Origin of the sequence: Exercitatus varius (genome assembly GCF_029577735.1) — a bacterium.
Taxonomy (GTDB): Bacteria; Pseudomonadota; Gammaproteobacteria; order Enterobacterales; family Pasteurellaceae; genus Exercitatus; species Exercitatus varius.
The window spans coordinates 69,873-90,961 of sequence record NZ_JARQTO010000008.1 but is presented as its reverse complement, the minus strand read 5'-3'; the positions used below and the strand labels follow the sequence as shown (position 1 = coordinate 90,961).

The window sequence follows — 21,089 nt, the reverse complement described above, 5'->3', positions numbered from 1 at the left end:
TTACCGAAAGTCGGTCAAGGGATTGAGAAGTATCCGCTGTTAACGGAAATGGGGGCGACGGCGATTGCAAATATCGGGTATCAGCTGTCTCAGGACAGACCTTATGATCCTTACGGTTTATTACAGGCGGAATTATCGACAGAGAATGATGAGGATTATGATTGGAATGCTTTGGGGTATAGTTTTCAAGAAATTAGTAACCCATTTGTCTACTATGCTAATTAACGTAAAAGTGCGGTCAAAATTCCAAACGTTTTTTAGATTAAAAAACAGGCTGAAATTTTCCCGCACTTTTCACTTTTATACCGCAACAGCCGGTATTATGCCCAATATTGATTTATCTGTTCGCGAATGGCTGCGGCGGTTTGTTGGCCTTTTTCGCCCACTAACGCGCGACCGGCAATGAAGGCTTTGGCGTTCTTGATTTCTTTGAATAAATGAATATCCTGCGGAATAATGCCGCCGGTGATGGAAAGTTGAAGCCCTAAATCGGAGAGTTTTTTCATTAATTCCACATCTTCCGGCGTCCAGCCTTTGCCGGCGAGTTCGGCGTCGCGGGAGCGGTGATAAATCGCTTGTTGTACGCCTAACGCCACCCAGTCTTTGGCGTCATCTAATGTCCAGTTGCCGTAAATTTCGATTTGGATTTCTTTTTTTACTTTGAGATCCGGATGGGCGGCGTTAAATTCGTCCGCCACTTTTTTACAGGCCGCTTTGGTCGCCGGATGGGCGGCGGCGGAAACCGTTAGCCAGTCTGCGCCGGCTTCGAAAGCCATTTTAGCTAAAATGGCGCCGCCGTCGGTGGTTTTTAAATCGCACACGATGATGTGGCTCGGATGTAGCGCGCGCAGAACGGAAACGGCTTTCATGCCTTCGGCACAGGCGAGAATGGTGCCCACTTCAATGATTTCTACCGAATTTTCCGCTTGTTTGGCGTCGGCGACGGCTTTTTCCAGGGTAAGTGAATCCAATGCGATTTGCAGTAACGGTTTGCTCATTTTATTTTCCTCTGTCTGATTTGAAATTGTTAAAAGTGCGGTCAAAAAAAGCATCGTTTTTTGAACCTTGGCTTTGCCAACGGTCCTTGAATCCTTAAAAGGATTGCGAATAAAAATGACGACGCTTTTTTTATTCGTTTAATGCGGCGTCAATCACCGCCAGCACGTCTTCTTTAGTTTGGCAGCGCAGAATTTTATCCAAATCGACGCCGCTTTCGCTGTCCGGATCATCCAGGGTTTGGGTGATTTCCATTAACCCTTCCATGTGTTTGTCCGAATCGCTGCCCGCCAGTGTGATAAAGACGGAAACCGGTTCCTCTTCGCCCTGGAAGACGACGGGTTCTTTCAGCGTGACCAACGCGAAAGAGGTTTTGATGACGCCTTCTTCCGGACGGGCGTGCGGCATTGCCAGACCCGGCGCCAGAATGATGTAAGGGCCCATTTTTTCAATATTGTCGATAATGTGATCGTAATAACGCGGTTCGATGGTGCCGGCCGCCACCAGTAAATCCGTGCCGATTTTAATGGCTTCTTTCCAGTCCGCGGCGGTTTGATTGAGTTTGATGGAATTATTTTCGACGAGAGATTCTTTTAACATGCTATATTCCTCCTGTTTATGAGATGAGGCCGTTCTTTCCCGAGCGAAAATCGGGGAAGAACGGTTTGGCGTTATTGTTCCGTATGTTTTTTAATCAGCTCGACCAATTCGTCGCCGAATGAATTCGGATTCAGCATATTTTTTACGCCGAGTACGGATTTGCCTTCGCCGACGTCAATTTCGTCGGCCAAATGTTGCGAGGCGACGATGATGTCGATTTCATTGAGTTTACCTTTGTAATCGGTGACAGCGCAGGAATCCATAATGTTCGGGATACCGCGTTTGTCCAGATAGCCTTTAATTTTCATTTTCATCATCATGGACGAACCCTGGCCGGAACCGCATACCGCCAGAATCCGAATCGGGCGTTCGCCGCTTTGTACGGCTGCCGATTCCGTTTGCATCGGTTGCGTTTCAATTTCAGTTTCTTCTTCTAAACCGTAGCCGTCCATTTGTTCCAGGGTTTTGCCCGCCGCAGCGGCTGCCGCTTCATCGGCGCGTAATCTCTTAGAGGCAAAATACATATAAACCAGAGATAAGGCAAGCAGAATGAAGAAAAAGAACGGGATGCTTACGATGCCTTGTAAGATTGGCGGGAATAATAACGCCCAGTCCGCCATGCCCATCCAGCCATTGAAGGTGGTGCCCTGGCTGGCTAATAATTGAATGACCCAGGCAGAGCCCAGTACTTCGATAATTCCCATGACAAAGCAGATTTTCATAACCGCTTTCCAACCGCCGAAATGATTGGAGAATACGCCGATGGTGGCGTTAGAGAAGAACATCGGGATAAAGCCCGGGATAATCAGAATCGGCGCGCCTACCGCCAATAAGATGCCGACCGCAACGAACTGACCGATGGCGCCCCACATAAAGCCGAATACCATGGCGTTTGGCGAGAAAGCATAGATCGCCGCACAGTCAATGGCGAGCACGGCATTGGGAATTACGCGTTCGGAAATCCCTTTGAAGGCTTCGGATAATTCCGCCACAAACATCCGTACGCCCATGACGATAACCTGAATGGCAACGGCGAATTTCAAACCGGTTTCAAGAATATAGATGGTCCAGTGTGTTTTTCCCGCCATGGACTGCAGATTTTCCAAGCCGAAAGAAAGCAAAATAATGCCGAAGAATACGGACATCACGATCGCGGTGGCGGAAATGCTGTCGTGGAAAATATGTAACCATTTCGGTAAATCCATGTGGTCTACGTTGTCTTTTTTATCACCTAATTTCGGGGCGATTTTTGTGGCGATCCAGGACGCAACCTGCTGTTGGTGACCGATAGAAAAGCCGGCGCCGCCGGTAACGGATTGCGTGGCTTTATACATGATATTGGACGATATACCCCAATATAAGGCCATAATCACGGCGGTGTAAATCACGGTTTCCCACATAGACGCGCCGATAATCATATAGAACACCGCCACTAAACCCGCCTGCTGGAACATAATGTGGCCGGTCAGCATGATTGTGCGGATACCGGTGAAACGTCTGAATACCACCAACAGAATATTGATAGCCAGCGCAAGTAACACGGCATAACCGACCCAGGCGTAATTTTCGCCCATGGTTTGAATGGTCGCCTGCATACTGGTGTAAGGATCGATCACCGCGCCGGCTAAACCGTGGAATTTAGCCAGATTGTCAATAATAGGTTTAAAACCCTGAACTAAGGTGGCGGCCCCCACTTGTACCAACATGAAGCCGACAATGGTTTTAATGGTTCCTTTGATAATGGTTGCGGTATCTTTTTTCAACAGAATGTACCCTATACAGGCGACGATACCCAGTAACAAAGGGGCCTTTGACAGGATCTGTTCGTTGATCCACATAAAGATTTCCATAGTAATTCTCCTATAGATGATGAGAACGATGTAGTTAACGCACGATTTTTTACGGCTGACAATTAGCTACCGGAATGCATGATAGACCTTCGAATTTAATTATGAAAGATTATTTTTGATTATTTGTGAGCTAGATCACAATTTATTTTGTCAGAAAAAATCATCAAAAAATTGACCGCACTTTTTCGTGTTGCCATTTTTTCCAATCAAAAAAGGGTGATTTGTCTGAAAATTTTACTATTTAAGCGATGGGTTCTGTTAAAAATGAGATCTTCATCACAAAAATATAAAAAATTGTTTTACAAATTTTTATGATTGTTTATGATTATTTGTGATTGAGTTATTGTCATTCTGTCCGCTATAGAGGAGCGTAATATGAGCAAAGTAAATGAAATTACCCGGGAAAGCTGGATTCTTTCGACCTTTCCGGAATGGGGAACCTGGCTTAACGAAGAAATCGAACAGGAAGAAGTGCCCGCTAATAATGTGGCGATGTGGTGGTTAGGCTGCGTCGGTTTGTGGGTGAAAACGCCGGGTGACGCCAATTTATGTATCGATTTATGGTGCGGTCGGGGTAAAGCGACCAAAAAAGTGAAAGACATGGTGCGCGGTCATCAAATGGCAAATATGGCGGGCGTGCGTAAATTGCAACCGAATTTGCGTAATTCCGTCAGCGTGTTGGATCCGTTCGCGATTAATAAAGTGGACGCCATTGTGGCGACCCATTATCACAACGACCATATCGATGTGAACGTGGCGGCGGCGGTGATTCAAAATCCGGCATTAAATCACGTTAAGTTTATCGGTCCGCAGTATTGCGTGGATATGTGGAAAAAATGGGGCGTGCCGGAAGAACGCTGTGTAGTGGTGAAACCCGGCGACAGCGTGAAAATTAAAGATCTTGAACTGGTGGCGTTGGATTCTTTTGACCGTACCTGTCTGGTGACATTACCGGCGCGCGGCGCGGAAGATAACGGCGGTGAATTGAACGGTATTTGTCCGAGCGATGAAGAAATGGGGCTGAAAGCCGTTAACTATCTGATTAAAACGCCGGGCGGTAACATTTATCATTCCGGGGATTCCCATTATTCGATTTATTATGCGAAACACGGTAAAGATTACGATATCGATGTGGCGTTAGGCAGTTACGGCGAAAATCCGTTGGGTATTCAGGATAAAATGACGTCTATAGATATTCTACGTATGGCGGAATGTTTGCGGGCGAAAGTGGTGATTCCGGTTCATCATGATATCTGGACAAACTTTACCGCCAGCACCGATGAAATTCTTGCGCTTTACCGGATGCGTAAAGATCGCCTGCAATATCAATTCCATCCGTTTATCTGGGAAGTGGGCGGTAAATATGTTTATCCGCGCGATAAAGATTTAGTGGAATATCATCATCCGCGCGGTTTTGACGATTGTTTCGAACAAGAACCGAACGTTCCGTTTAAATCCATTCTGTAAGATTGATAATAAAGCCACTTTTACGCGCTAAAGGTGGCTTTTCCTGTTCATTATGATTTAAAATGATTACAAAAATTAGGAAATATAATAATGAACGAAAATTATCGTCACAAGCAGCTATTAAATCTATTAGACGAAAAAACGGTCCTTTCAACAACGGAAATTATCCAACTCTTAGGCGTTTCTCCCGCTACAGCCCGTCGTGATATTAATAAGTTAAATGCGCTCGGTAAATTGGTTAAAGTCAGAAACGGAGCGGAAAAGATCAGCACCGGTATTGAGTTGGAACAAGTCCGTAATATCCATAATCTGGAGGAAAAACGGCGAATTGCGCAAGCCGCCGGCCGCCTGTGCCTGGACGGCGAAAGTGTGGTGTTGACCTGCGGTTCGACCATGCAAGTGTTGGGCGGCTATTTGTGCGGGCGAAAATTACAGATTATTACCAATTATCTTCCGTTGGCGAATTATCTCATTCAGCATGATCATGACGACATCGTGATTATCGGCGGTCAGTACAATAAGGATAAGCAGGTGATGCTGTCTTTAAATAATCAGAATGAAGCGATTTATGCCGCCAATATTATGTTTACCAGCGGAAAAGGCTTTACCACGGAAGGATTGTATAAAACGGATATGATTATTGCCAATTCCGAACGGCAAATGTCGTCGAAGGCCAACAAATATGTTGTATTACTGGACAGTTCGAAACTTGGTAAACAAGTGGGAATGTTGTTTAACGAGTTGAAAAATATCGACATATTGATTACCGGTAAAGAAGCGGATCCGACAATCATTAAGGCATTAAAAGACAGAGGACTGGAAGTGATTCTGGCTTAATATTTAAAAAATCGGATAAAACAGGAGATGCCGATGAGAAAACATAAATTAGGTATTTATGAAAAAGCATTACCCAAAGGAATCAGCTGGCAGGATCGTTTATCTATCGCCAAAGCCTGCGGTTTTGATTTCGTCGAAATTTCAATTGATGAAACCGATGAGCGGCTTGCCCGTTTAGACTGGACAGCGGAACAACGTATCGAGTTGGTGTCCGCAATCATTAAAACCGGCGTGACGATCCCTTCCATGTGTTTATCCGGGCATCGCCGTTTTCCGTTCGGCAGCCATGACGAAGCGACCCGCCAAAAAGCCTATGAAATTATGGAAAAAGCCATTCGGCTGGCGGTGGATTTAGGTATTCGGACAATCCAACTGGCGGGTTACGACGTCTATTACGAAGAACAGGACGAAGGCACGTTACAACGCTTCCGGGAAGGTATGGAATGGGCGACGGCGTTAGCCGCCGCCAATGAAGTGACCTTGGCGGTGGAAATCATGGATACCGAATTTATGAGTTCGATTTCCCGTTGGAAAAAATGGGACGAAATCATTAAATCGCCGTGGTTTACGGTTTATCCCGATGTGGGTAATCTGTCCGCCTGGAATGACAATGTGGAAGAAGAATTAACCCTCGGTATTGATAAAATTTCCAAAATCCATTTAAAAGACACCTACAAAGTGACGGAAACCTGCAAAGGACAATTCCGCGACGTGCCTTTCGGCGAAGGTTGTGTGGATTTTGTAAACGTATTCCGGATTTTACAAAAATTGAATTATCGCGGCGCGTTTTTAATCGAAATGTGGACGGAAAAATCAGACGAGCCGATTGTCGAAATTATTAACGCCCGTCGCTGGATTGAACAAAAAATGAAAGAAGGTGGTTTCCAATGTTAAAAGAGTTAAGAGAACGTGTACTTGAAGCAAATCTTGAATTGCCAAAACACAAATTAATTACCTTTACCTGGGGCAATGTAAGCGAAATTGACCGCGAAAAAAGTTTGGTCGCGATTAAACCTTCAGGCGTAGATTACGATGTGATGAGCGCGGACGATATCGTGATTGTGGATTTAGCCGGTAATCACGTGTGGGGCGATAAAAAGCCTTCATCCGATACGGCGACGCATCTGGAACTTTATCGTCAGTTCCCTGAAATCGGCGGTATCGTGCATACCCATTCCCGCCATGCAACCGCTTGGGCGCAAGCGGGCGAAGATCTGATTGCGTTAGGAACCACTCACGGCGATTATTTCTACGGCGCCATTCCCTGCACCCGCAAAATGACAGCGGAAGAAATTGCCGGCGAATACGAACTGGAAACGGGAAAAGTGATCGTAGAAACTTTCCGTAAACGCGGCATCAACCCGACGGATATTCCGGCGGTGTTAGTTCATTCTCACGGTCCGTTCGTGTGGGGCAAAGACGGCTTCAACGCCGTACATAATTCGGTGGTATTGGAAGAAATTGCCTATATGAACGCATTCAGCAAATTAATTCGCCCGAATGTTCAACCTATGCAACAGGAATTGCTTGATAAACATTATCTGCGCAAACACGGCAAAAACGCCTATTACGGTCAGTAATGTCGCGTTAGCCGGAATAAAAGCGCGGATTTGTCATCAATCGGGCTTGTTCTCTGTTGTATCCGAACAGACCGTACTTTCAAACCGTAAAAGTGCGGTCGATTTTGAGCGAGTTTTTTTAACCGTTTAAGCGGATAAACCCTGGGCTTTCAAGGCGGCTTGCACGCCGACGTTTTCGCCGACCCGGCGATAGAAGGCGTCGAGGTGGCGTAAGTGACTGTAATCTAAGCCCAGCGCGTTGCACCAGCGCAGTTCGACGTAAAGATACGCATCCGCCACAGAAATGCGTTCGCCTAAGAAAATCTGTTTACCCAGGCAATCGTCCGCAATTGCCAATAAATCCAGAATTTGTTGTCCGGCGGCTTGGCGAACCTGTTTTAATAATTCTTCATTTCCCTGCGCATAAACCGGCGGACGGAAAACCGGCACAAAAGCTTTGTGCAAATCGGCGTTACAAAATGCCAGCCATTTCATGGCCTTAGCTTTATCTTGCACCGTAGCGCTACCGAATAATTTCGCTTCGGGATAAAGATCGTCCAAATAGCTCAGAATCGCGATATTTTGCGACAGCAAAAAATCGCCGTCTTGTAATAACGGCACGGCGCCTTGCGGATTGAGCGCTAAATATTCCGGCGATTTAATTTGCTCACGGTTGACTTCCACCGCCTCAAAGGGTTTGCCGATCCATTCCAATGCGATATGCGGAACCAATGAACAGGCGCCTTTCAAATAATATAATTTCATGATAACTCCTTGTTACGGCAAAAGATTTTCAAGTTGCCAAAGATTTTCGTAGCTTTCGCGGCGGCGAATTAAGAACGCTTTGTCGCCGTCAACCATCACTTCTGCGGTGCGGGGGCGCGAATTGTAGTTTGAACTCATGCTGGCGCCGTAGGCCCCGGCGGAACGTTGCACTAGATAATCGCCGGCAGCAATGGCCAGTTCCCGTTTTTTTCCTAAGAAATCCGAGGTTTCGCAGATTGGGCCGACTACGTCGTAAACCGCTTTTTCGCGCGGTAAAGTGCGGTCGACTTCGATAATATTCATGTAAGCCTGGTATAACGCCGGGCGAATCATATCGTTCATGCCGGCGTCAACGATGGCAAAATTACGGGCTTCGTTGGTTTTGATATATTCCACTTTGGTCACCAACACGCCGGAATTGGCGGAAATGGCGCGACCGGGTTCAAGGATAATCTCGAAATTGTAAGCCTGTAATTTTTCCAGCAACGCTTTTGCGTAGTCGGTAGGATGAGGCGCGGTTTCATCGCTGTAAGTCACGCCCAAACCGCCGCCTAAATCCAGGTGTTTTAATGAGATGCCGTCCTGTTTAAGCTGTTCGATTAAGACCAAAAGGCGATCCGCCGTATCTAAGAACGGTTGTAATTCCGTGAGTTGGGAGCCGATATGGCAATCCATGCCGGTGATGGCGATATGAGGCAATTTCGCCGCCAGGCGATACACTTCACGCGCCTGATCCACACTCACACCGAATTTATTTTCTTTTAAACCGGTGGAAATATAAGGATGAGTATGGGCGTCCACATCAGGGTTGACGCGTAACGAAATCGGCGCGATTTTGCCGAGTTTACCGGCAACTTCGTTAATTCGGTGCAGTTCCGCAATACTTTCTACGTTAAAGCAACGAATGCCGACTTCCAAAGCGCGGGCGATTTCGTCCACGGTTTTCGCGACGCCGGAAAACACCACTTTGCCCGGTTCGCCGCCCGCCGTCAGAACGCGTTCTAATTCGCCTTGCGAGACAATATCAAAACCTGATCCTAAACGCGCCATGGTCTGTAAAACGGCAATATTCGAATTGGATTTCACGGCAAAACAGATTAAATGCGGATAATCGCCGAACGCGTTATCAAAAGCGTGCCAATGGCGTTCCAAAGTGGCTTTGGAATAAACGTAAAGCGGCGTGCCGAATTCTTCCGCCAGGCGGGTGATTGGGCAATCTTCGGCGTAAAGTTTATCGTTTTTATAGTGGAAAAAATCCATGCTGAAATCCTATTTTTGTTGGGCTTGTTCTTGCACTTGCAGTTGCGTTTGTTTCTGCACGTCCGGTTTAGACTGATTCTCCGCCGGCAGATAAAGCGGGCCTTTCACCCCGCAACCGGTCAGTAATGCACATAAAATTGAAAGGACCAATAATTTTTTCATAACGCATCCTGTTAAAACATTAATAAAACGAACCAGGTGACAACAAAATTCACCAACGCTACAAAGACGGCGGCGGAACCTTGATCCTTTGCGCGTCCGGACAGTTCATGGTGTTCGGTGCCGATGCGGTCCACCACGCATTCCACGGCGCTATTAAGCAATTCCGTAATCAGCACAATCAAATAAGAACCGAGCATCAGTACCAGCTCGATTTTGTCGCCGGACAGCCAAAAGGCAAGGGGAATAACCACGATACCGAGCAGCAGTTCGTGGCGAAAAGCCGCTTCATTTTTGACCGCACTTTTCAGCCCTTGCAATGAATATTTGGTCGAATTAATGAGGTGAGTTAAACCTGTCGTTTTGTCATACATAAAATTAAAATTCCGGTTTTGCGGCATGTTTGAATGCCGCAGCGTTATAATCGTTTGACGTCAATCACGTCTTCAAGAGAAGCAAGACGCGTAGTGATTTTGCTCAGCATTTCCACGTTCGTCAACTCAATTTCCAAATCAATCGTGGCAATCTGGCGTTTATTGTCCGCCCGACTGGACACGCCCGTCACGCTGATTTTCTCATTGGCGAGCACGGTGGTGATATCGCGCAGCAAGCCGTTGCGGTCGGTGGCCACCACCCGGATGCTGACATGATAGCCGTTCTGGTGATCCTGATCGCCCCAACTGGTTTCCACCACCCGTTCCGGATGGACGGCGGACAGCTCCGCCAGCTGTTCGCAGTCCGCCCGGTGAATGGAAATTCCCCGCCCTACGGTGACGTAGCCGACGATTTCATCGCCCGGAATCGGCTGGCAACAACGCGCCATGTGGTGCATTAAATTACCCACGCCTTCCACTACGACATAGCCTTTTTTATCCGCTTTTTGTTGGGAATTCACCGCACTTTTTTGCGTGACATGACGCAAAACTTCGGCGTCCGCTTGTTCGGCGGTCGGTTTTACCAGTTTGTTTTGCAGAAAGTTGATCAGTTGATTCAGCTTAATATCGCCACCGCCGATACCGTTATACAAATCATCCAGCGATTTCAGGTTATATCGCGGCAGCCCCAGCTGTTCCACTTGTTTCAACGTGAAACCCTGTTTGGCCAGTTCGGCATCGAGTTGTTCTTTGCCGAGCGGAATATTTTTGTCGCGATCCAGTTTTTTAAAAAACGCTGCGATTTTTGACCGCGCTTTTTGCGTGTGAGTAAAGCCTAGGTTCGGATTTAACCAGTCTCGGCTCGGATTCGGTGTTTTTTGGGTTAAAATGTCGATTTGGTCGCCCATTTGCAGCTGATAAGTGAAAGGCACAATCCGACCTCCCACTTTTGCCCCGATGCAACAATGTCCTACGTCGCTGTGAATGGCGTAAGCGAAATCCAGCGGGGTGGAACCTGCCGGCAAATCCACTACTTCGCCTTTCGGCGTGAACACATAAACCCGATCGTCGAAGATTTGGGTACGCATTTCACCCACAATGCCGCCGCTGTCGGCGATATCCGCCTGCCACGCCAACAGCTTGCGCAACCAAGTGATTTTCTCTTCGTAAGCGGACATGGAACCCGTGGTACCTTCTTTGTATTTCCAATGAGCGGCAACCCCGAGTTCGGCATCGGCATGCATTTTTTCCGTGCGAATCTGCACTTCGATCGGTTTATCGCCTTTGCCTAATACGACGGTGTGGATGGATTGATAACCGTTCGGTTTCGGGTTGGCAATGTAATCGTCAAATTCGTTCGGTAAATGTTTGAAATGCGTGTGCACGATCCCCAGAGCGGTATAACAATCTTCCAGATTCGGCACCAGTATGCGGACGGCGCGGATGTCGTACAGACCGCTGAAATCCAGATTTTTTTTCTGCATTTTGCGCCAGATGCTGTAGATATGTTTCGGCCGTCCGTAAATTTCCACTTTGCTGATATTTTCACGTAAATAGCCGGAAAGCTCCTGCACGAAATCCTGAATATATTGCTCCCGGTCGAGCCGGCGTTCGTTCAGTTTAAGGGCGATAATACGATATTGTTCGGGCTGTAAATTGCGGAAACAGTAATCTTCCAATTCCCATTTGAGTTGCCCGATGCCGAGGCGATTCGCCAACGGCGCGTAAACTTTGGTACATTCTTTGGCGGCGGCGATTTTTTCTTCCCGACTGTAACGTTTGTCGGCGTCGCGAAGATAGGTAATCCGTTCGGCAAGTTTAATAATAACGCATCGGAAATCATCCACCATGGCCAGTAACATGCGGCGGATATTGTCGATTTGCAGGCTGTCGGAAGACTGTAACGCGTCCAGTTGGCGAATGTAGTTCATGTCGATCACGCCTTTGACCAACTTGCTGATTTTGTGGCCGAAGTCTTCTTTAATTTGTTCCACGTTCACAATTTTGGCATTCACCACCGGAAACAGCATCGCCGCCAACAGGGTATCGCCGTCCATATTCAAACTGTGCAGAATTTCCACCATTTCCACACCGTCGCGCAAATACCAGTGGCTGTTCAGAAAGAGCTGCTGCGCTTTGGTTTGGGAATAACGCCAAGCCCGCACCAGAAGGTTTTCCACTTCGGGCGAAAGCCCTAAGTCGGCACACCAGTTTTCAATCACAAAATCTTTGGGATTGAGCAGATGAGAACCACGAACAGCAACCATATCCTTTCCTTTTATTTCTCAAATAACGAAATACTTTCCAAATGCCCTGTGTGAGGAAACATATCGATCATCGCCACGCGTTTCAAGCGATATCCCGCCTGCAGCAGGTTTTCCGCATCGCGTAGCAACGTTGCCGGATTACAGGACACATACAGAATTTTTTCCGCCTGCAACCCGATCAGCGCCGATAACGCAAATGCCGCACCGCTGCGGGGCGGATCGAGTAAAATTTTATCGAACGGACGCTTTGCCCAAGGCTTGTCGGCAAAAGGCGAATCCAAATCCGTTTGATAAAATTCGACATTTTCACAATGGTTTTGTTCGGCATTTTTTGCCGCCTTTTCCACCATCGCCGAAACGCCTTCAATTCCTACCGCACTTTTCACCAAACGGCTAAGCGGCAAGGTAAAATTGCCCATGCCGCAGAATAAATCCAGCACTCGATCCGTCTCTTTTAACGCCAGCCAATCCAACGCCGTCGCCACCATTTGCCGGTTCAATTCCGCATTTACCTGAATAAAATCGCGAATGTCAAACTGTAGGCGCAATCCTTGAATTTCATAATAAGGCGGTTCGCCGTGCAGCAAGCGGATAGCCTGATTGTCCTGAACGAACAGATTCAGTCCGCGCTGATCGGCAAAATCGAGTAGTAAAGTGCGGTCGGATTCGGTGAGATTTTTGGTCACTCGCAACAACAGGGCGACGCCGTTATCCGCGGCGACCAACTCCGCATGACCCAACGATTTCGGCTGATCGAAGCGGACAAAAAGTGCGGTCAAATCCGGCAGTAAATTATTCAATGCCGGCTCAATCACTTCACAGCGGTCAATGGCCACAATTTGTGACGAACCTTTGCGACGAAATCCCGTTTCCAACCGGCGGGTTTTCTCATTGAATAACATACTCAAACGGACGCGACGCCGATATTGCCAGGGATCGCCGCTAATCATCGGCATAAATTCGATGTCGTTTTGCAGCTTTTGTAAGCGTTGAAACAGCGCTTGCCGTTTTGCTTCCCGTTGCATATCCGGCGGAATATGCTGGCTCTGACAACCGCCGCATTGACCGAAGAACCGGCATTTCGGCGTTTGGCGAACCGCGCTGGCTCGCAGAATATTTTGGGTGACGCCGAATCCGTACTGGCGTTTGTCTTCCGTCACGCGAAATTGAACGGTTTCCGACGGCATCGCATTGTCGATAAACCAGGTCTTGCCCTGAATTTTCGCCACGCCTAAACCTTGATAATCTAAATCGACAATATCGGCAGTGAGCGCCTGAAAGTGCGGGCGTTTTTTTGCAGATTTTTGCGGAGTGTAAAACAATGCCATGGATACAACGGTTATTTCAAAAATAAAATGTTCTGAGTGAATAATTCCCGGCTTTTCAGCGGCTTATTGCCCAAATAAGGCTTCAGCGCCAGACGGGTGAAGCGTTTTGCCGCCGAACGCACCGCGGGATCGCGAAAATCCCGCGCCTCAAACGCTAACAAATCCCGCCCGTAAAAGGTGGCGTTATCTTTAATCAGCGATGCCGAAAAACCTTTTTCTTCGCGGTAACGATAGGTCATCGCTTCATCCACCGGTTCGCCCGAGCCGGCGCAATGAGTGAAATCCACGCCGTAGCCCAACATGGTCAGCAACTGGAATTCAAAGGTGCGCAAAGCCGGTTCCACAGTGACTTCCGAAGCCAGGCGGGTTAAACAGTGCAGATAATTCTGAAATAACTCGCCGTTCGGCGTTTCGGGTTCCATCACGCGGCAGAGCAGTTCGTTTACGTAAAATCCGCTGAACAACGCCGTTTGCTGCAACGGCAGCGCAATAGCGGCGGGTTCGGCTTTGGTCAGCGTTTTCAGCGCGCCTTTTCCCGTCCAGCGCAATAATAACGGCGTAAAGGGTTGCAACACGCCTTTCCAGGCCGAACGTTTCGCCCGCGCACCCTTCGCAAGAACGGTCAACCGCCCCGTTTCTTCCGTAAACAGATCAATCAACAAACTGGTTTCGCCGTAAGGTTTGCGATGCAGCACAAAGCCCCGCTGAAAAGTTTCAATCGCCACGTTTTAAACGTCAATCCGCCCCATCTCAAAAGTGCGAATATTCTAGCAGATTTTTGCCCGCACTTTTACAAGAATCTTAGCGAAATAACAGCAACATTTTTTTCGTGATCCGGCTCACAAATTTGAACAAAACCATTTTGCTTTTTCGTTAAATTTCTCTATCTTTAGGTTATCGAAACGTTTCGATAACATAGATTAATATAAAACGGCGAAAAAAATGAAAAAAACAACGATTTTAAATGCGCAACTTTCTTATACCGTTGCGACTCTCGGTCATACGGAAACCTTAACCGTATGTGATGCGGGGTTGCCGATTTCCGATTCCGCCAATCGGATTGATTTAGCTTTAACGAAAGGCGTTCCCGGTTTTTTAGAGACGCTTTATGCGGTAACCAGCGAAATGTTTGTGGAACGCGCTATTTTAGCGGTTGAGATTAAAGAAAAAAGTCCCGAAATTTTGACCGCACTTTTAGCGCATTTATCGCAGCTGGCAGCGGAACAAGGCAATCAAATTCCGGTGGAATACGTTTCGCATGAAGCGTTTAAGCAACTGACTCACGACAGCAAAGGCATTGTGCGAACCGGCGAATGTTCGCCTTATGCCAACATCATTTTGGTTTCGGGCGTACCATTTTAGGGTAGCGGTATGGAATATGAAACTTTATTGAAAATCAAAGGGATAGACAAATCCTTTCCAGGCGTAAAAGCGTTGAGCAACGCCTGTTTGTCCGTTTATGCCGGACGCGCAATGGCGTTAATGGGCGAAAACGGCGCGGGAAAATCCACCCTGATGAAAGTGCTAACGGGCATTTATAGCAAAGATGCCGGCACCATCGAATATCTCGGTAAATCGGTGGCGTTTAAAGGGCCGAAAGATTCGCAAGAAGCGGGTATTAGCATTATTCATCAGGAATTGAATTTAGTCGGCAATCTGACCGTTGCGGAAAATATTTTCTTAGGACGTGAATTTACCACGCCGTGGGGCGCCGTCGATTGGAAAAAAATGTACGATGAAGCGGACAAATTACTGGCGCGTTTGAATGTACCGCACGACAGCCATCAATTATGTGCCGAACTTTCCATCGGCGAACAGCAAATGGTGGAAATCGCCAAAGCGCTGAGTTTCGAAAGTAAAGTTATCATTATGGATGAACCGACGGACGCTTTAACGGACCAGGAAACGGAAGCGCTGTTTAAGGTGATCCGCGAATTGAAAGCGGAAAAACGCGGCATTGTTTATATTTCTCACCGTATTAAAGAAATTTTCGAGATTTGCGACGATGTGACGGTTTTACGTGACGGACAATTTATCGGCGAATCCGCCGTATCCGATTTAACCGAAGATCGTCTGATTGAAATGATGGTCGGTCGTCGTTTGGATGAACAATATCCGCACGTGGATGTGCCGCAGGGCGATATCCGTCTGGAAGTGAAAAACTTAACCGGCAGCGGTGTGCATGATGTCAGTTTTCGGTTGCGCAGCGGAGAAATCCTCGGTATTTCGGGGCTGATGGGCGCCGGCCGCACGGAATTAATGAAAGTGTTATACGGTGCCTTACCGAAAGAAAGCGGCGAAGTGCGGTTAAATAATCGAGAGATTTCAAATAGTTGTCCGCAAGACGGATTAGACAACGGCATTGTGTATATTTCCGAAGACCGCAAAGGCGACGGCTTAATTTTAGGCATGTCGGTAAAAGAAAATATGTCTCTTACGGCCTTGGATCATTTTTCCGAAATGTGGCGGATTCGTCATGATTCGGAACAGCTGGCGGTGGATGATTTTATTTTGATGTTTAACATCAAAACCCCGAGCCGGGATCAGCAAATCGGTTTACTGTCCGGCGGTAATCAGCAAAAAGTGGCGATTGCAAAAGGTTTGATGACTCGTCCGAACGTGTTGATTCTGGATGAACCGACCCGCGGAGTGGATGTGGGGGCCAAGAAAGAAATTTATCAGTTGATCAATAAATTCAAACAGGACGGTTTAAGCATCATCATTGTATCTTCCGAAATGCCGGAAGTGTTAGGGATGTCCGATCGCATTCTGGTGATGCGGGAAGGGCGGATTAGCGGCGAGTTTTCCCGTGCGGAAGCCACGCAGGAAAAATTATTAGCGGCGGCAATCGGTAAAAGTGCGGTCAAAAATTAGGACGTTTTTTATGCATACCCAAAATTCATTTAAATTAGGAAAATTTCTGTTAGAACAAAGATCTATCGTAGCATTATTGGTTTTAATCGGAATTGTTTCGGCGATTAATCCCGATTTTTTCACGGTAGATAATATTCTCAATATTTTACGCCAGACTTCGGTGAATGCGATTATTGCCGTCGGGATGACTTTTGTCATTCTGATTGCCGGCATCGATTTATCCGTGGGTTCCGTGTTAGCGTTAACAGGCGCTATCGCCGCTTCGTTGGTGGGCAGTGAACTCCCGGTATTATTGGTGATTCCTGCCGTATTGCTGTTCGGAACTTTGCTCGGCGGCATCAGCGGTGTCATTGTGGCTAAAGGCAAAGTGCAAGCGTTTATTGCTACCTTGGTGACGATGACATTATTACGCGGCGTTACTATGGTTTACACCGACGGACGCCCGATCAGCACCGGCTTTTCCGAAGCGGCGGACCGGTTTTCTTATTTGGGAACGGGATACCTATTCGGCGTTCCCGTCCCGATTTGGTTAATGGCGCTGGTGTTTGCCGTCGCATGGTACGTTTTAAAACATACCCGTATCGGTCGTTATATTTATGCTTTAGGCGGTAACGAAGCCGCCACCCGGCTTTCCGGCATTAATGTGGATAAAATCAAAGTGTTTGTGTTTGCCGTCAGCGGTTTCTTATCCGCTCTCGCCGGATTAATCGTCACCTCGCGTCTTTCTTCGGCGCAACCGACCGCAGGCGTGTCTTATGAATTGGACGCCATCGCCGCAGTTGTGGTGGGCGGAACCAGTTTGATGGGCGGTAAAGGTCGCGTGATGGGCACATTAATCGGTGCGCTGATTATTGGTTTCTTAAATAACGCACTGAATTTATTAGATATTTCATCTTATTACCAAATGATTGCCAAAGCGCTTGTCATTTTAGTCGCGGTGCTTGCGGATAATTATTTAGGCAGTAAAAAAGCGTAATTTGTTACTCAAAGGAGAATCCTATGAAAAAACTTACAACGATAGCTTCATCTTTCGTCTTGGCTTTTGCCGTCAGCGGTTCGGCGTTGGCCAAGGAAACCATTGCATTAACCGTTTCCACCTTGGATAATCCGTTTTTCGTGTCATTAAGAGACGGCGCCCAGAAAAAAGCCGATGAACTCGGTTATAAGTTAATCGTATTGGACAGCCAGAACGATCCGTCCAAAGAGCTTTCCAACGTGGAAGATTTAACCGTCCGCGGCGCTAAGGTGTTGTTGATCAATCCGACCGACAGCACGGCGGTCAGCAATGCGGTGGCGATTGCCAACCGTAACAAAATTCCGGTGATCACATTAGACCGCGGTGCTGCGAAAGGCGAAGTGGTCAGTCATATCGCGTCCGACAATATTGCCGGCGGGAAAATGGCGGGAGATTTCATCGCCCAAAAATTAGGCAACGGCGCAAAAGTGATTCAACTGGAAGGTTTGGCCGGTACCTCTGCCGCCCGTGAACGAGGCGAAGGTTTTAAACAGGCGATTAAAGAACATAAATTTGACGTTTTGGCGAGCCAACCTGCGGATTTTGATCGCACCAAAGGCCTGAATGTCACGGAAAATCTGTTGGCCAGCAAAGGTGCGGTACAAGCGATTTTCGCTCAAAATGACGAAATGGCATTAGGCGCGCTGCGCGCCATCGGAGCGGCAGGTAAAAAAGTGTTGGTCGTCGGGTTTGACGGCACGGAAGACGGCGTCAAAGCGGTTAAAAGCGGCAAATTAGCGGCAACCGTGGCGCAACAACCCGAATTGATTGGCAGCCTGGGCGTTGAAACCGCCGATAAAATCCTGAAAGGGGAAAAAGTGGAAGCGAAAATCCCGGTTGCATTAAAAGTGGTAACTGAATAATATTCATACGGCGGACAAAAAAACGTCCGCTTTTTTGACCGCACTTTTAAGGATTAAATCATGAAAAAACTCACGGTTTTGGGCAGTATTAATGCGGATCATGTGATTTCCGTCCCTTATTTTGCCAAGCCCGGAGAAACTTTGACCGGCTCACATTATCACATCGCCTACGGCGGCAAAGGGGCGAATCAGGCGGTGGCGGCCGCGCGGTTGTGCGATAAATCCCGGATGACGGTGAGCTTTATCGGTTGTATCGGCGAAGACGGCATCGGTCGCGCCATGAAACGGTCGTTTGCGGAGGACGGAATTAATGTCGCGCCGATTGTGGAAGTGAAAGACGAAACCACGGGCGTTGCCATGATTCAGGTTGCCGCCACCGGCGAAAACAGCATTGTGATTTCGGCGGGCGCCAACGCTCATCTGAATGAAGCGGTGGTGGAACGGTTTGCGGCGGAAATTGCGTCGGCGGATTATTTGCTGATGCAGCTGGAAACGTCGTTACCGGCGATTATGAAAGCCGCCGAATTGGCGAAAAAACACGGTGTCAACGTGGTGTTGAATCCGGCGCCTGCGCAGCCATTGCCGGACGAATTGCTGGCAAATGTCGACATCATTACGCCGAACGAAACGGAAGCGGAAATCTTAACCGGCGTTTGCGTCACGGACGAACAAAGTGCGGTCAAATCTGCGCAAGTTTTTCATAACAAAGGCATTGAAACGGTGCTGATCACGCTCGGTTCCAAAGGCGTTTATTTTAGTCGGCAAGGCAAAGGCGGCATCGTTGCCGGCTTCCGGGTGCAAGCGGTGGACACCACCGCCGCCGGCGACACCTTCAACGGCGCCTTTTTAACCGCGCTGTTAGACGGCAAAACCATGGCGGACGCCATTACCTTCGCCCACGCGGCGGCGGCAATCAGTGTCACCCGCGAAGGCGCACAACCGTCCATTCCAAGCCGGGCGGAAACTTTACGGTTTTTAGCGGAGCAAGATTAAAACAAACCCGCGTCGTTTTTTATGGAGTAACACAATGGCAACAATGAAGGATATCGCCAAACGCGCGCAGGTTTCCACTTCAACCGTCTCGCATGTTATCAACAATACGCGTTATGTCAGCGATGAAATCCGCGAAAAAATTCTTGCCATTGTGCGTGAACTGAATTACCAGCCTTCTGCGCTGGCGCGCAGTTTTAAGTTGCAGCAGACGCAAACCATCGGCATGCTGGTGACGGCGAGCAATAACCCGTTTTTCGCCGAAGTGGTGGCGGCGGTGGAACGTTATTGCAGCCGGAATAACTATAATTTGATTCTGTGCAATACCGACGGCGACAGCGAACGTCTGCACAAAAGTCTGCAGACGCTGATTCAAAAACAAGTGGACGGGCTGCTGCTGATGTGTACGGAAACCCATTTGCAGCAAAACGAAAGATTACAATTCAACGTGCCCACCGTGATTATGGATTGGTGGCCGAATCTCAGTGCGGACAAAATTTTCGAAGATTCGGAGCTGGGCGGTTATCTCGCCACCAACATGCTGATTGAGCAAGGTCATCGCCACATCGGCATTATCACCGGAAATTTGCAAAAACCGTTGGCGCTGAACCGCCTGAACGGTTACCAAAAAGCCTTGCGGGAAAACGGCTTAACGGTAAATCCGGACTGGATTGTGGAAAGTCAGTTCGATTTTGACGGCGGTATCGCGGGCATGGAAAAACTCCTGGCGCAATCCCGGAGGCCGACCGCCGTTTTCGCCTGTAGCGACACCATTGCCATCGGCGTTTATCAAGCCGCCTGGAAGCACGGCTTGCGTATTCCGGAGGATATTTCCGTTATCGGCTACGACGATATCACGCTTGCCCGATACCTCTCGCCGCCGCTCACAACTGTTCACCAGCCCAAAGCGGAATTGGGCAAAATCGCCGTGGAAACGCTGTTCGAGCGGATTAAAAACCCGCAAAAAAATCACCGCACTTTATTGCTTAAACCGCATATCGTAACGAGAAATTCCGTCGCAAAACCGCGCGCTTAATCGCATCGTTCGCTTCAAGTGCGGTCAAAAATTTTAAAGATTTTGCCCGCACTTTCCTTTATCATTAGGCCGTTTACGAAAAATAAACGGCCCTCTAACTTTTTTAGCGGAAAAATTATGCGAATTCCTCGAATTTATCATCCCGAATCCTTATTAAATCAGTCATCCTGTCGCTTAACCGAAGAAGCGGCGAATCACGTGGGGCGCGTGCTGCGCATGCAGGCGGGCGAAGTCATCGAGCTGTTTGACGGTTCCAATTATATTTATCCCGCCGTGATTTCTCAGGCAAACAAAAAAACGGTGAGCGTGACCATTCGGGAGCGTATTTCGGACGATCGCGAAAGTCCGTTGGCGATTCATTTGGGGCAAGTGATTTCCCGCGGCGATCGGATGGAATTTACGATCCAAAAGTCGGTGGAATTGGGGGTAAAAGTGATTACGCCGTTGTGGTCCGAGCGCTGCGGCGTCAAATTAGAGGGCGAGCGGCTGGAGAAAAAGCTTCAGCAATGGCGGAAAATTGCCGTTTCCGCCTGCGAACAATGCGGACGCAATGTGATTCCGGAAATTCGTCCGGTGATGAAATTGCAGGACTGGTGCGCGGAAAATGACGGCGCGTTAAAGTTGAATTTACATCCGCGGGCCCAATATTCTATTAAGACATTACCGGCCATTCCCGCTGAAGGCGTCCGCCTGCTGATCGGTTCGGAAGGCGGATTATCGCCGCAGGAAATTGCGCAGACGGAACAACAGGGCTTTACGGAAATTTTGCTCGGTAAACGAATTCTGCGAACGGAAACCGCCGCCTTGACGGCAATTACCGCTTTGCAGATTTGTTTCGGCGATTTGTAA

At 48.1% G+C, this 21,089-nt stretch carries 21 protein-coding genes and 1 pseudogene; 12 read left to right on the top strand and 10 right to left on the bottom strand.

Annotation, left to right across the window (positions count from 1 at the left end; genetic code table 11):
• On the top strand, positions 1-225 hold a 225-nt coding region (locus P7M01_RS07095), incomplete at its 5' end, for a hypothetical protein (protein WP_317486334.1).
• 95 nt (positions 226-320) lie between these two features.
• Here P7M01_RS07095 and P7M01_RS07090 read toward each other — a convergent pair.
• From P7M01_RS07090 to P7M01_RS07080, 3 genes are all read right to left on the bottom strand, one after another.
• Positions 321-998, bottom strand: a complete 678-nt coding sequence (locus P7M01_RS07090) for a 3-keto-L-gulonate-6-phosphate decarboxylase UlaD (RefSeq protein ID WP_317481575.1) — start codon at positions 996-998, stop codon at positions 321-323.
• A 130-nt stretch (positions 999-1,128) separates the two neighbouring features.
• Complete coding sequence (locus P7M01_RS07085; protein ID WP_317481574.1) at positions 1,129-1,596, bottom strand: PTS sugar transporter subunit IIA; 468 nt, start codon at positions 1,594-1,596, stop codon at positions 1,129-1,131.
• 71 nt (positions 1,597-1,667) lie between these two features.
• Positions 1,668-3,446 (bottom strand): PTS ascorbate-specific subunit IIBC, encoded by a 1,779-nt coding sequence (locus P7M01_RS07080; RefSeq protein WP_202936616.1) that lies wholly within the window; start codon positions 3,444-3,446, stop codon positions 1,668-1,670.
• Between the two features lie 375 nt (positions 3,447-3,821).
• Between P7M01_RS07080 and ulaG the strand changes: the two genes are divergently transcribed.
• From ulaG to araD, 4 genes are all read left to right on the top strand, one after another.
• A complete protein-coding gene (gene ulaG, locus P7M01_RS07075; protein ID WP_202936617.1) occupies positions 3,822-4,913 on the top strand; it encodes an L-ascorbate 6-phosphate lactonase in 1,092 nt (363 codons plus the stop codon).
• A 90-nt stretch (positions 4,914-5,003) separates the two neighbouring features.
• Positions 5,004-5,750: an HTH-type transcriptional regulator UlaR gene (gene ulaR, locus P7M01_RS07070; RefSeq protein ID WP_317483322.1), complete on the top strand. Its 747-nt coding sequence runs from the start codon at positions 5,004-5,006 to the stop codon at positions 5,748-5,750.
• A 33-nt stretch (positions 5,751-5,783) separates the two neighbouring features.
• A complete protein-coding gene (locus tag P7M01_RS07065) occupies positions 5,784-6,644 on the top strand; it encodes an L-ribulose-5-phosphate 3-epimerase (protein WP_317483321.1) in 861 nt (286 codons plus the stop codon).
• Positions 6,638-7,330: an L-ribulose-5-phosphate 4-epimerase gene (araD, locus tag P7M01_RS07060; RefSeq protein ID WP_317483320.1), complete on the top strand. Its 693-nt coding sequence runs from the start codon at positions 6,638-6,640 to the stop codon at positions 7,328-7,330. The genes P7M01_RS07065 and araD overlap by 7 nt, the downstream gene beginning before the upstream one ends.
• A gap of 126 nt (positions 7,331-7,456) precedes the next feature.
• Here the strand turns inward: araD and P7M01_RS07055 are convergent, their stop codons facing one another.
• The 7 genes and pseudogenes from P7M01_RS07055 to recO form a co-directional block, all read right to left on the bottom strand.
• Positions 7,457-8,074 (bottom strand): glutathione S-transferase N-terminal domain-containing protein, encoded by a 618-nt coding sequence (locus P7M01_RS07055; protein WP_317483319.1) that lies wholly within the window; start codon positions 8,072-8,074, stop codon positions 7,457-7,459.
• 12 nt (positions 8,075-8,086) lie between these two features.
• Positions 8,087-9,334: a diaminopimelate decarboxylase gene (gene lysA, locus P7M01_RS07050; RefSeq protein WP_317477671.1), complete on the bottom strand. Its 1,248-nt coding sequence runs from the start codon at positions 9,332-9,334 to the stop codon at positions 8,087-8,089.
• 69 nt (positions 9,335-9,403) lie between these two features.
• A pseudogene (gene lptM / locus P7M01_RS07045) lies at positions 9,404-9,496 on the bottom strand (LPS translocon maturation chaperone LptM); the annotation flags it as partial.
• A gap of 11 nt (positions 9,497-9,507) precedes the next feature.
• Positions 9,508-9,867 carry a diacylglycerol kinase gene (locus P7M01_RS07040; protein ID WP_317477670.1) on the bottom strand — a complete coding sequence of 120 codons (360 nt, stop codon included), beginning with the start codon at positions 9,865-9,867 and terminating at the stop codon, positions 9,508-9,510.
• A gap of 44 nt (positions 9,868-9,911) precedes the next feature.
• Positions 9,912-12,134 (bottom strand): GTP diphosphokinase, encoded by a 2,223-nt coding sequence (relA, locus tag P7M01_RS07035; RefSeq protein ID WP_202936625.1) that lies wholly within the window; start codon positions 12,132-12,134, stop codon positions 9,912-9,914.
• A gap of 11 nt (positions 12,135-12,145) precedes the next feature.
• Positions 12,146-13,462, bottom strand: coding sequence for a 23S rRNA (uracil(1939)-C(5))-methyltransferase RlmD (gene rlmD / locus P7M01_RS07030; protein WP_317483318.1), 1,317 nt, complete (start codon positions 13,460-13,462; stop codon positions 12,146-12,148).
• A gap of 11 nt (positions 13,463-13,473) precedes the next feature.
• On the bottom strand, positions 13,474-14,187 hold the full coding sequence (gene recO / locus P7M01_RS07025; protein WP_394853229.1) for a DNA repair protein RecO: 714 nt from the start codon (positions 14,185-14,187) through the stop codon (positions 13,474-13,476).
• A gap of 217 nt (positions 14,188-14,404) precedes the next feature.
• On the opposite strand from recO, the gene rbsD reads away from it, so the two are divergent.
• From rbsD to rsmE, 7 genes are all read left to right on the top strand, one after another.
• Positions 14,405-14,824 (top strand): D-ribose pyranase, encoded by a 420-nt coding sequence (gene rbsD, locus P7M01_RS07020; RefSeq protein ID WP_317483317.1) that lies wholly within the window; start codon positions 14,405-14,407, stop codon positions 14,822-14,824.
• A gap of 9 nt (positions 14,825-14,833) precedes the next feature.
• The gene (rbsA, locus tag P7M01_RS07015) at positions 14,834-16,336 is read left to right on the top strand and encodes a ribose ABC transporter ATP-binding protein RbsA (protein WP_317483316.1); all 1,503 of its coding nucleotides are present in this window, start codon (positions 14,834-14,836) and stop codon (positions 16,334-16,336) included.
• A gap of 10 nt (positions 16,337-16,346) precedes the next feature.
• Positions 16,347-17,312, top strand: coding sequence for a ribose ABC transporter permease (rbsC, locus tag P7M01_RS07010; RefSeq protein ID WP_317483315.1), 966 nt, complete (start codon positions 16,347-16,349; stop codon positions 17,310-17,312).
• Between the two features lie 23 nt (positions 17,313-17,335).
• Positions 17,336-18,214: a ribose ABC transporter substrate-binding protein RbsB gene (gene rbsB / locus P7M01_RS07005; protein ID WP_317477664.1), complete on the top strand. Its 879-nt coding sequence runs from the start codon at positions 17,336-17,338 to the stop codon at positions 18,212-18,214.
• A gap of 60 nt (positions 18,215-18,274) precedes the next feature.
• Entirely contained in the window at positions 18,275-19,207 is a 933-nt protein-coding gene (rbsK, locus tag P7M01_RS07000) for a ribokinase (RefSeq protein ID WP_317483314.1), read from the top strand.
• 34 nt (positions 19,208-19,241) lie between these two features.
• Positions 19,242-20,240, top strand: a complete 999-nt coding sequence (locus P7M01_RS06995; RefSeq protein ID WP_317481569.1) for a substrate-binding domain-containing protein — start codon at positions 19,242-19,244, stop codon at positions 20,238-20,240.
• A gap of 117 nt (positions 20,241-20,357) precedes the next feature.
• On the top strand, positions 20,358-21,089 hold the full coding sequence (gene rsmE / locus P7M01_RS06990) for a 16S rRNA (uracil(1498)-N(3))-methyltransferase (RefSeq protein WP_317483313.1): 732 nt from the start codon (positions 20,358-20,360) through the stop codon (positions 21,087-21,089).

Excerpts from the sequence above, each read along its gene's own strand:
- P7M01_RS07065 (WP_317483321.1), top strand. The coding sequence starts at position 5,784 with ATGAGAAAACATAAATTAGGTATTTATGAAAAAGCATTACCCAAAGGA.
- ulaG (WP_202936617.1), top strand. The coding sequence starts at position 3,822 with ATGAGCAAAGTAAATGAAATTACCCGGGAAAGCTGGATTCTTTCGACC.
- P7M01_RS06995 (WP_317481569.1), top strand. The coding sequence starts at position 19,242 with ATGGCAACAATGAAGGATATCGCCAAACGCGCGCAGGTTTCCACTTCA.
- ulaR (WP_317483322.1), top strand. The coding sequence starts at position 5,004 with ATGAACGAAAATTATCGTCACAAGCAGCTATTAAATCTATTAGACGAA.
- rsmE (WP_317483313.1), top strand. The coding sequence starts at position 20,358 with ATGCGAATTCCTCGAATTTATCATCCCGAATCCTTATTAAATCAGTCA.
- lysA (WP_317477671.1), bottom strand. The coding sequence starts at position 9,334 with ATGGATTTTTTCCACTATAAAAACGATAAACTTTACGCCGAAGATTGC.
- rbsC (WP_317483315.1), top strand. The coding sequence starts at position 16,347 with ATGCATACCCAAAATTCATTTAAATTAGGAAAATTTCTGTTAGAACAA.
- P7M01_RS07040 (WP_317477670.1), bottom strand. The coding sequence starts at position 9,867 with ATGTATGACAAAACGACAGGTTTAACTCACCTCATTAATTCGACCAAA.
- araD (WP_317483320.1), top strand. The coding sequence starts at position 6,638 with ATGTTAAAAGAGTTAAGAGAACGTGTACTTGAAGCAAATCTTGAATTG.
- rlmD (WP_317483318.1), bottom strand. The coding sequence starts at position 13,462 with ATGGCATTGTTTTACACTCCGCAAAAATCTGCAAAAAAACGCCCGCAC.
- P7M01_RS07085 (WP_317481574.1), bottom strand. The coding sequence starts at position 1,596 with ATGTTAAAAGAATCTCTCGTCGAAAATAATTCCATCAAACTCAATCAA.
- relA (WP_202936625.1), bottom strand. The coding sequence starts at position 12,134 with ATGGTTGCTGTTCGTGGTTCTCATCTGCTCAATCCCAAAGATTTTGTG.
- P7M01_RS07080 (WP_202936616.1), bottom strand. The coding sequence starts at position 3,446 with ATGGAAATCTTTATGTGGATCAACGAACAGATCCTGTCAAAGGCCCCT.
- rbsD (WP_317483317.1), top strand. The coding sequence starts at position 14,405 with ATGAAAAAAACAACGATTTTAAATGCGCAACTTTCTTATACCGTTGCG.
- rbsA (WP_317483316.1), top strand. The coding sequence starts at position 14,834 with ATGGAATATGAAACTTTATTGAAAATCAAAGGGATAGACAAATCCTTT.
- rbsK (WP_317483314.1), top strand. The coding sequence starts at position 18,275 with ATGAAAAAACTCACGGTTTTGGGCAGTATTAATGCGGATCATGTGATT.
- rbsB (WP_317477664.1), top strand. The coding sequence starts at position 17,336 with ATGAAAAAACTTACAACGATAGCTTCATCTTTCGTCTTGGCTTTTGCC.
- P7M01_RS07055 (WP_317483319.1), bottom strand. The coding sequence starts at position 8,074 with ATGAAATTATATTATTTGAAAGGCGCCTGTTCATTGGTTCCGCATATC.
- P7M01_RS07090 (WP_317481575.1), bottom strand. The coding sequence starts at position 998 with ATGAGCAAACCGTTACTGCAAATCGCATTGGATTCACTTACCCTGGAA.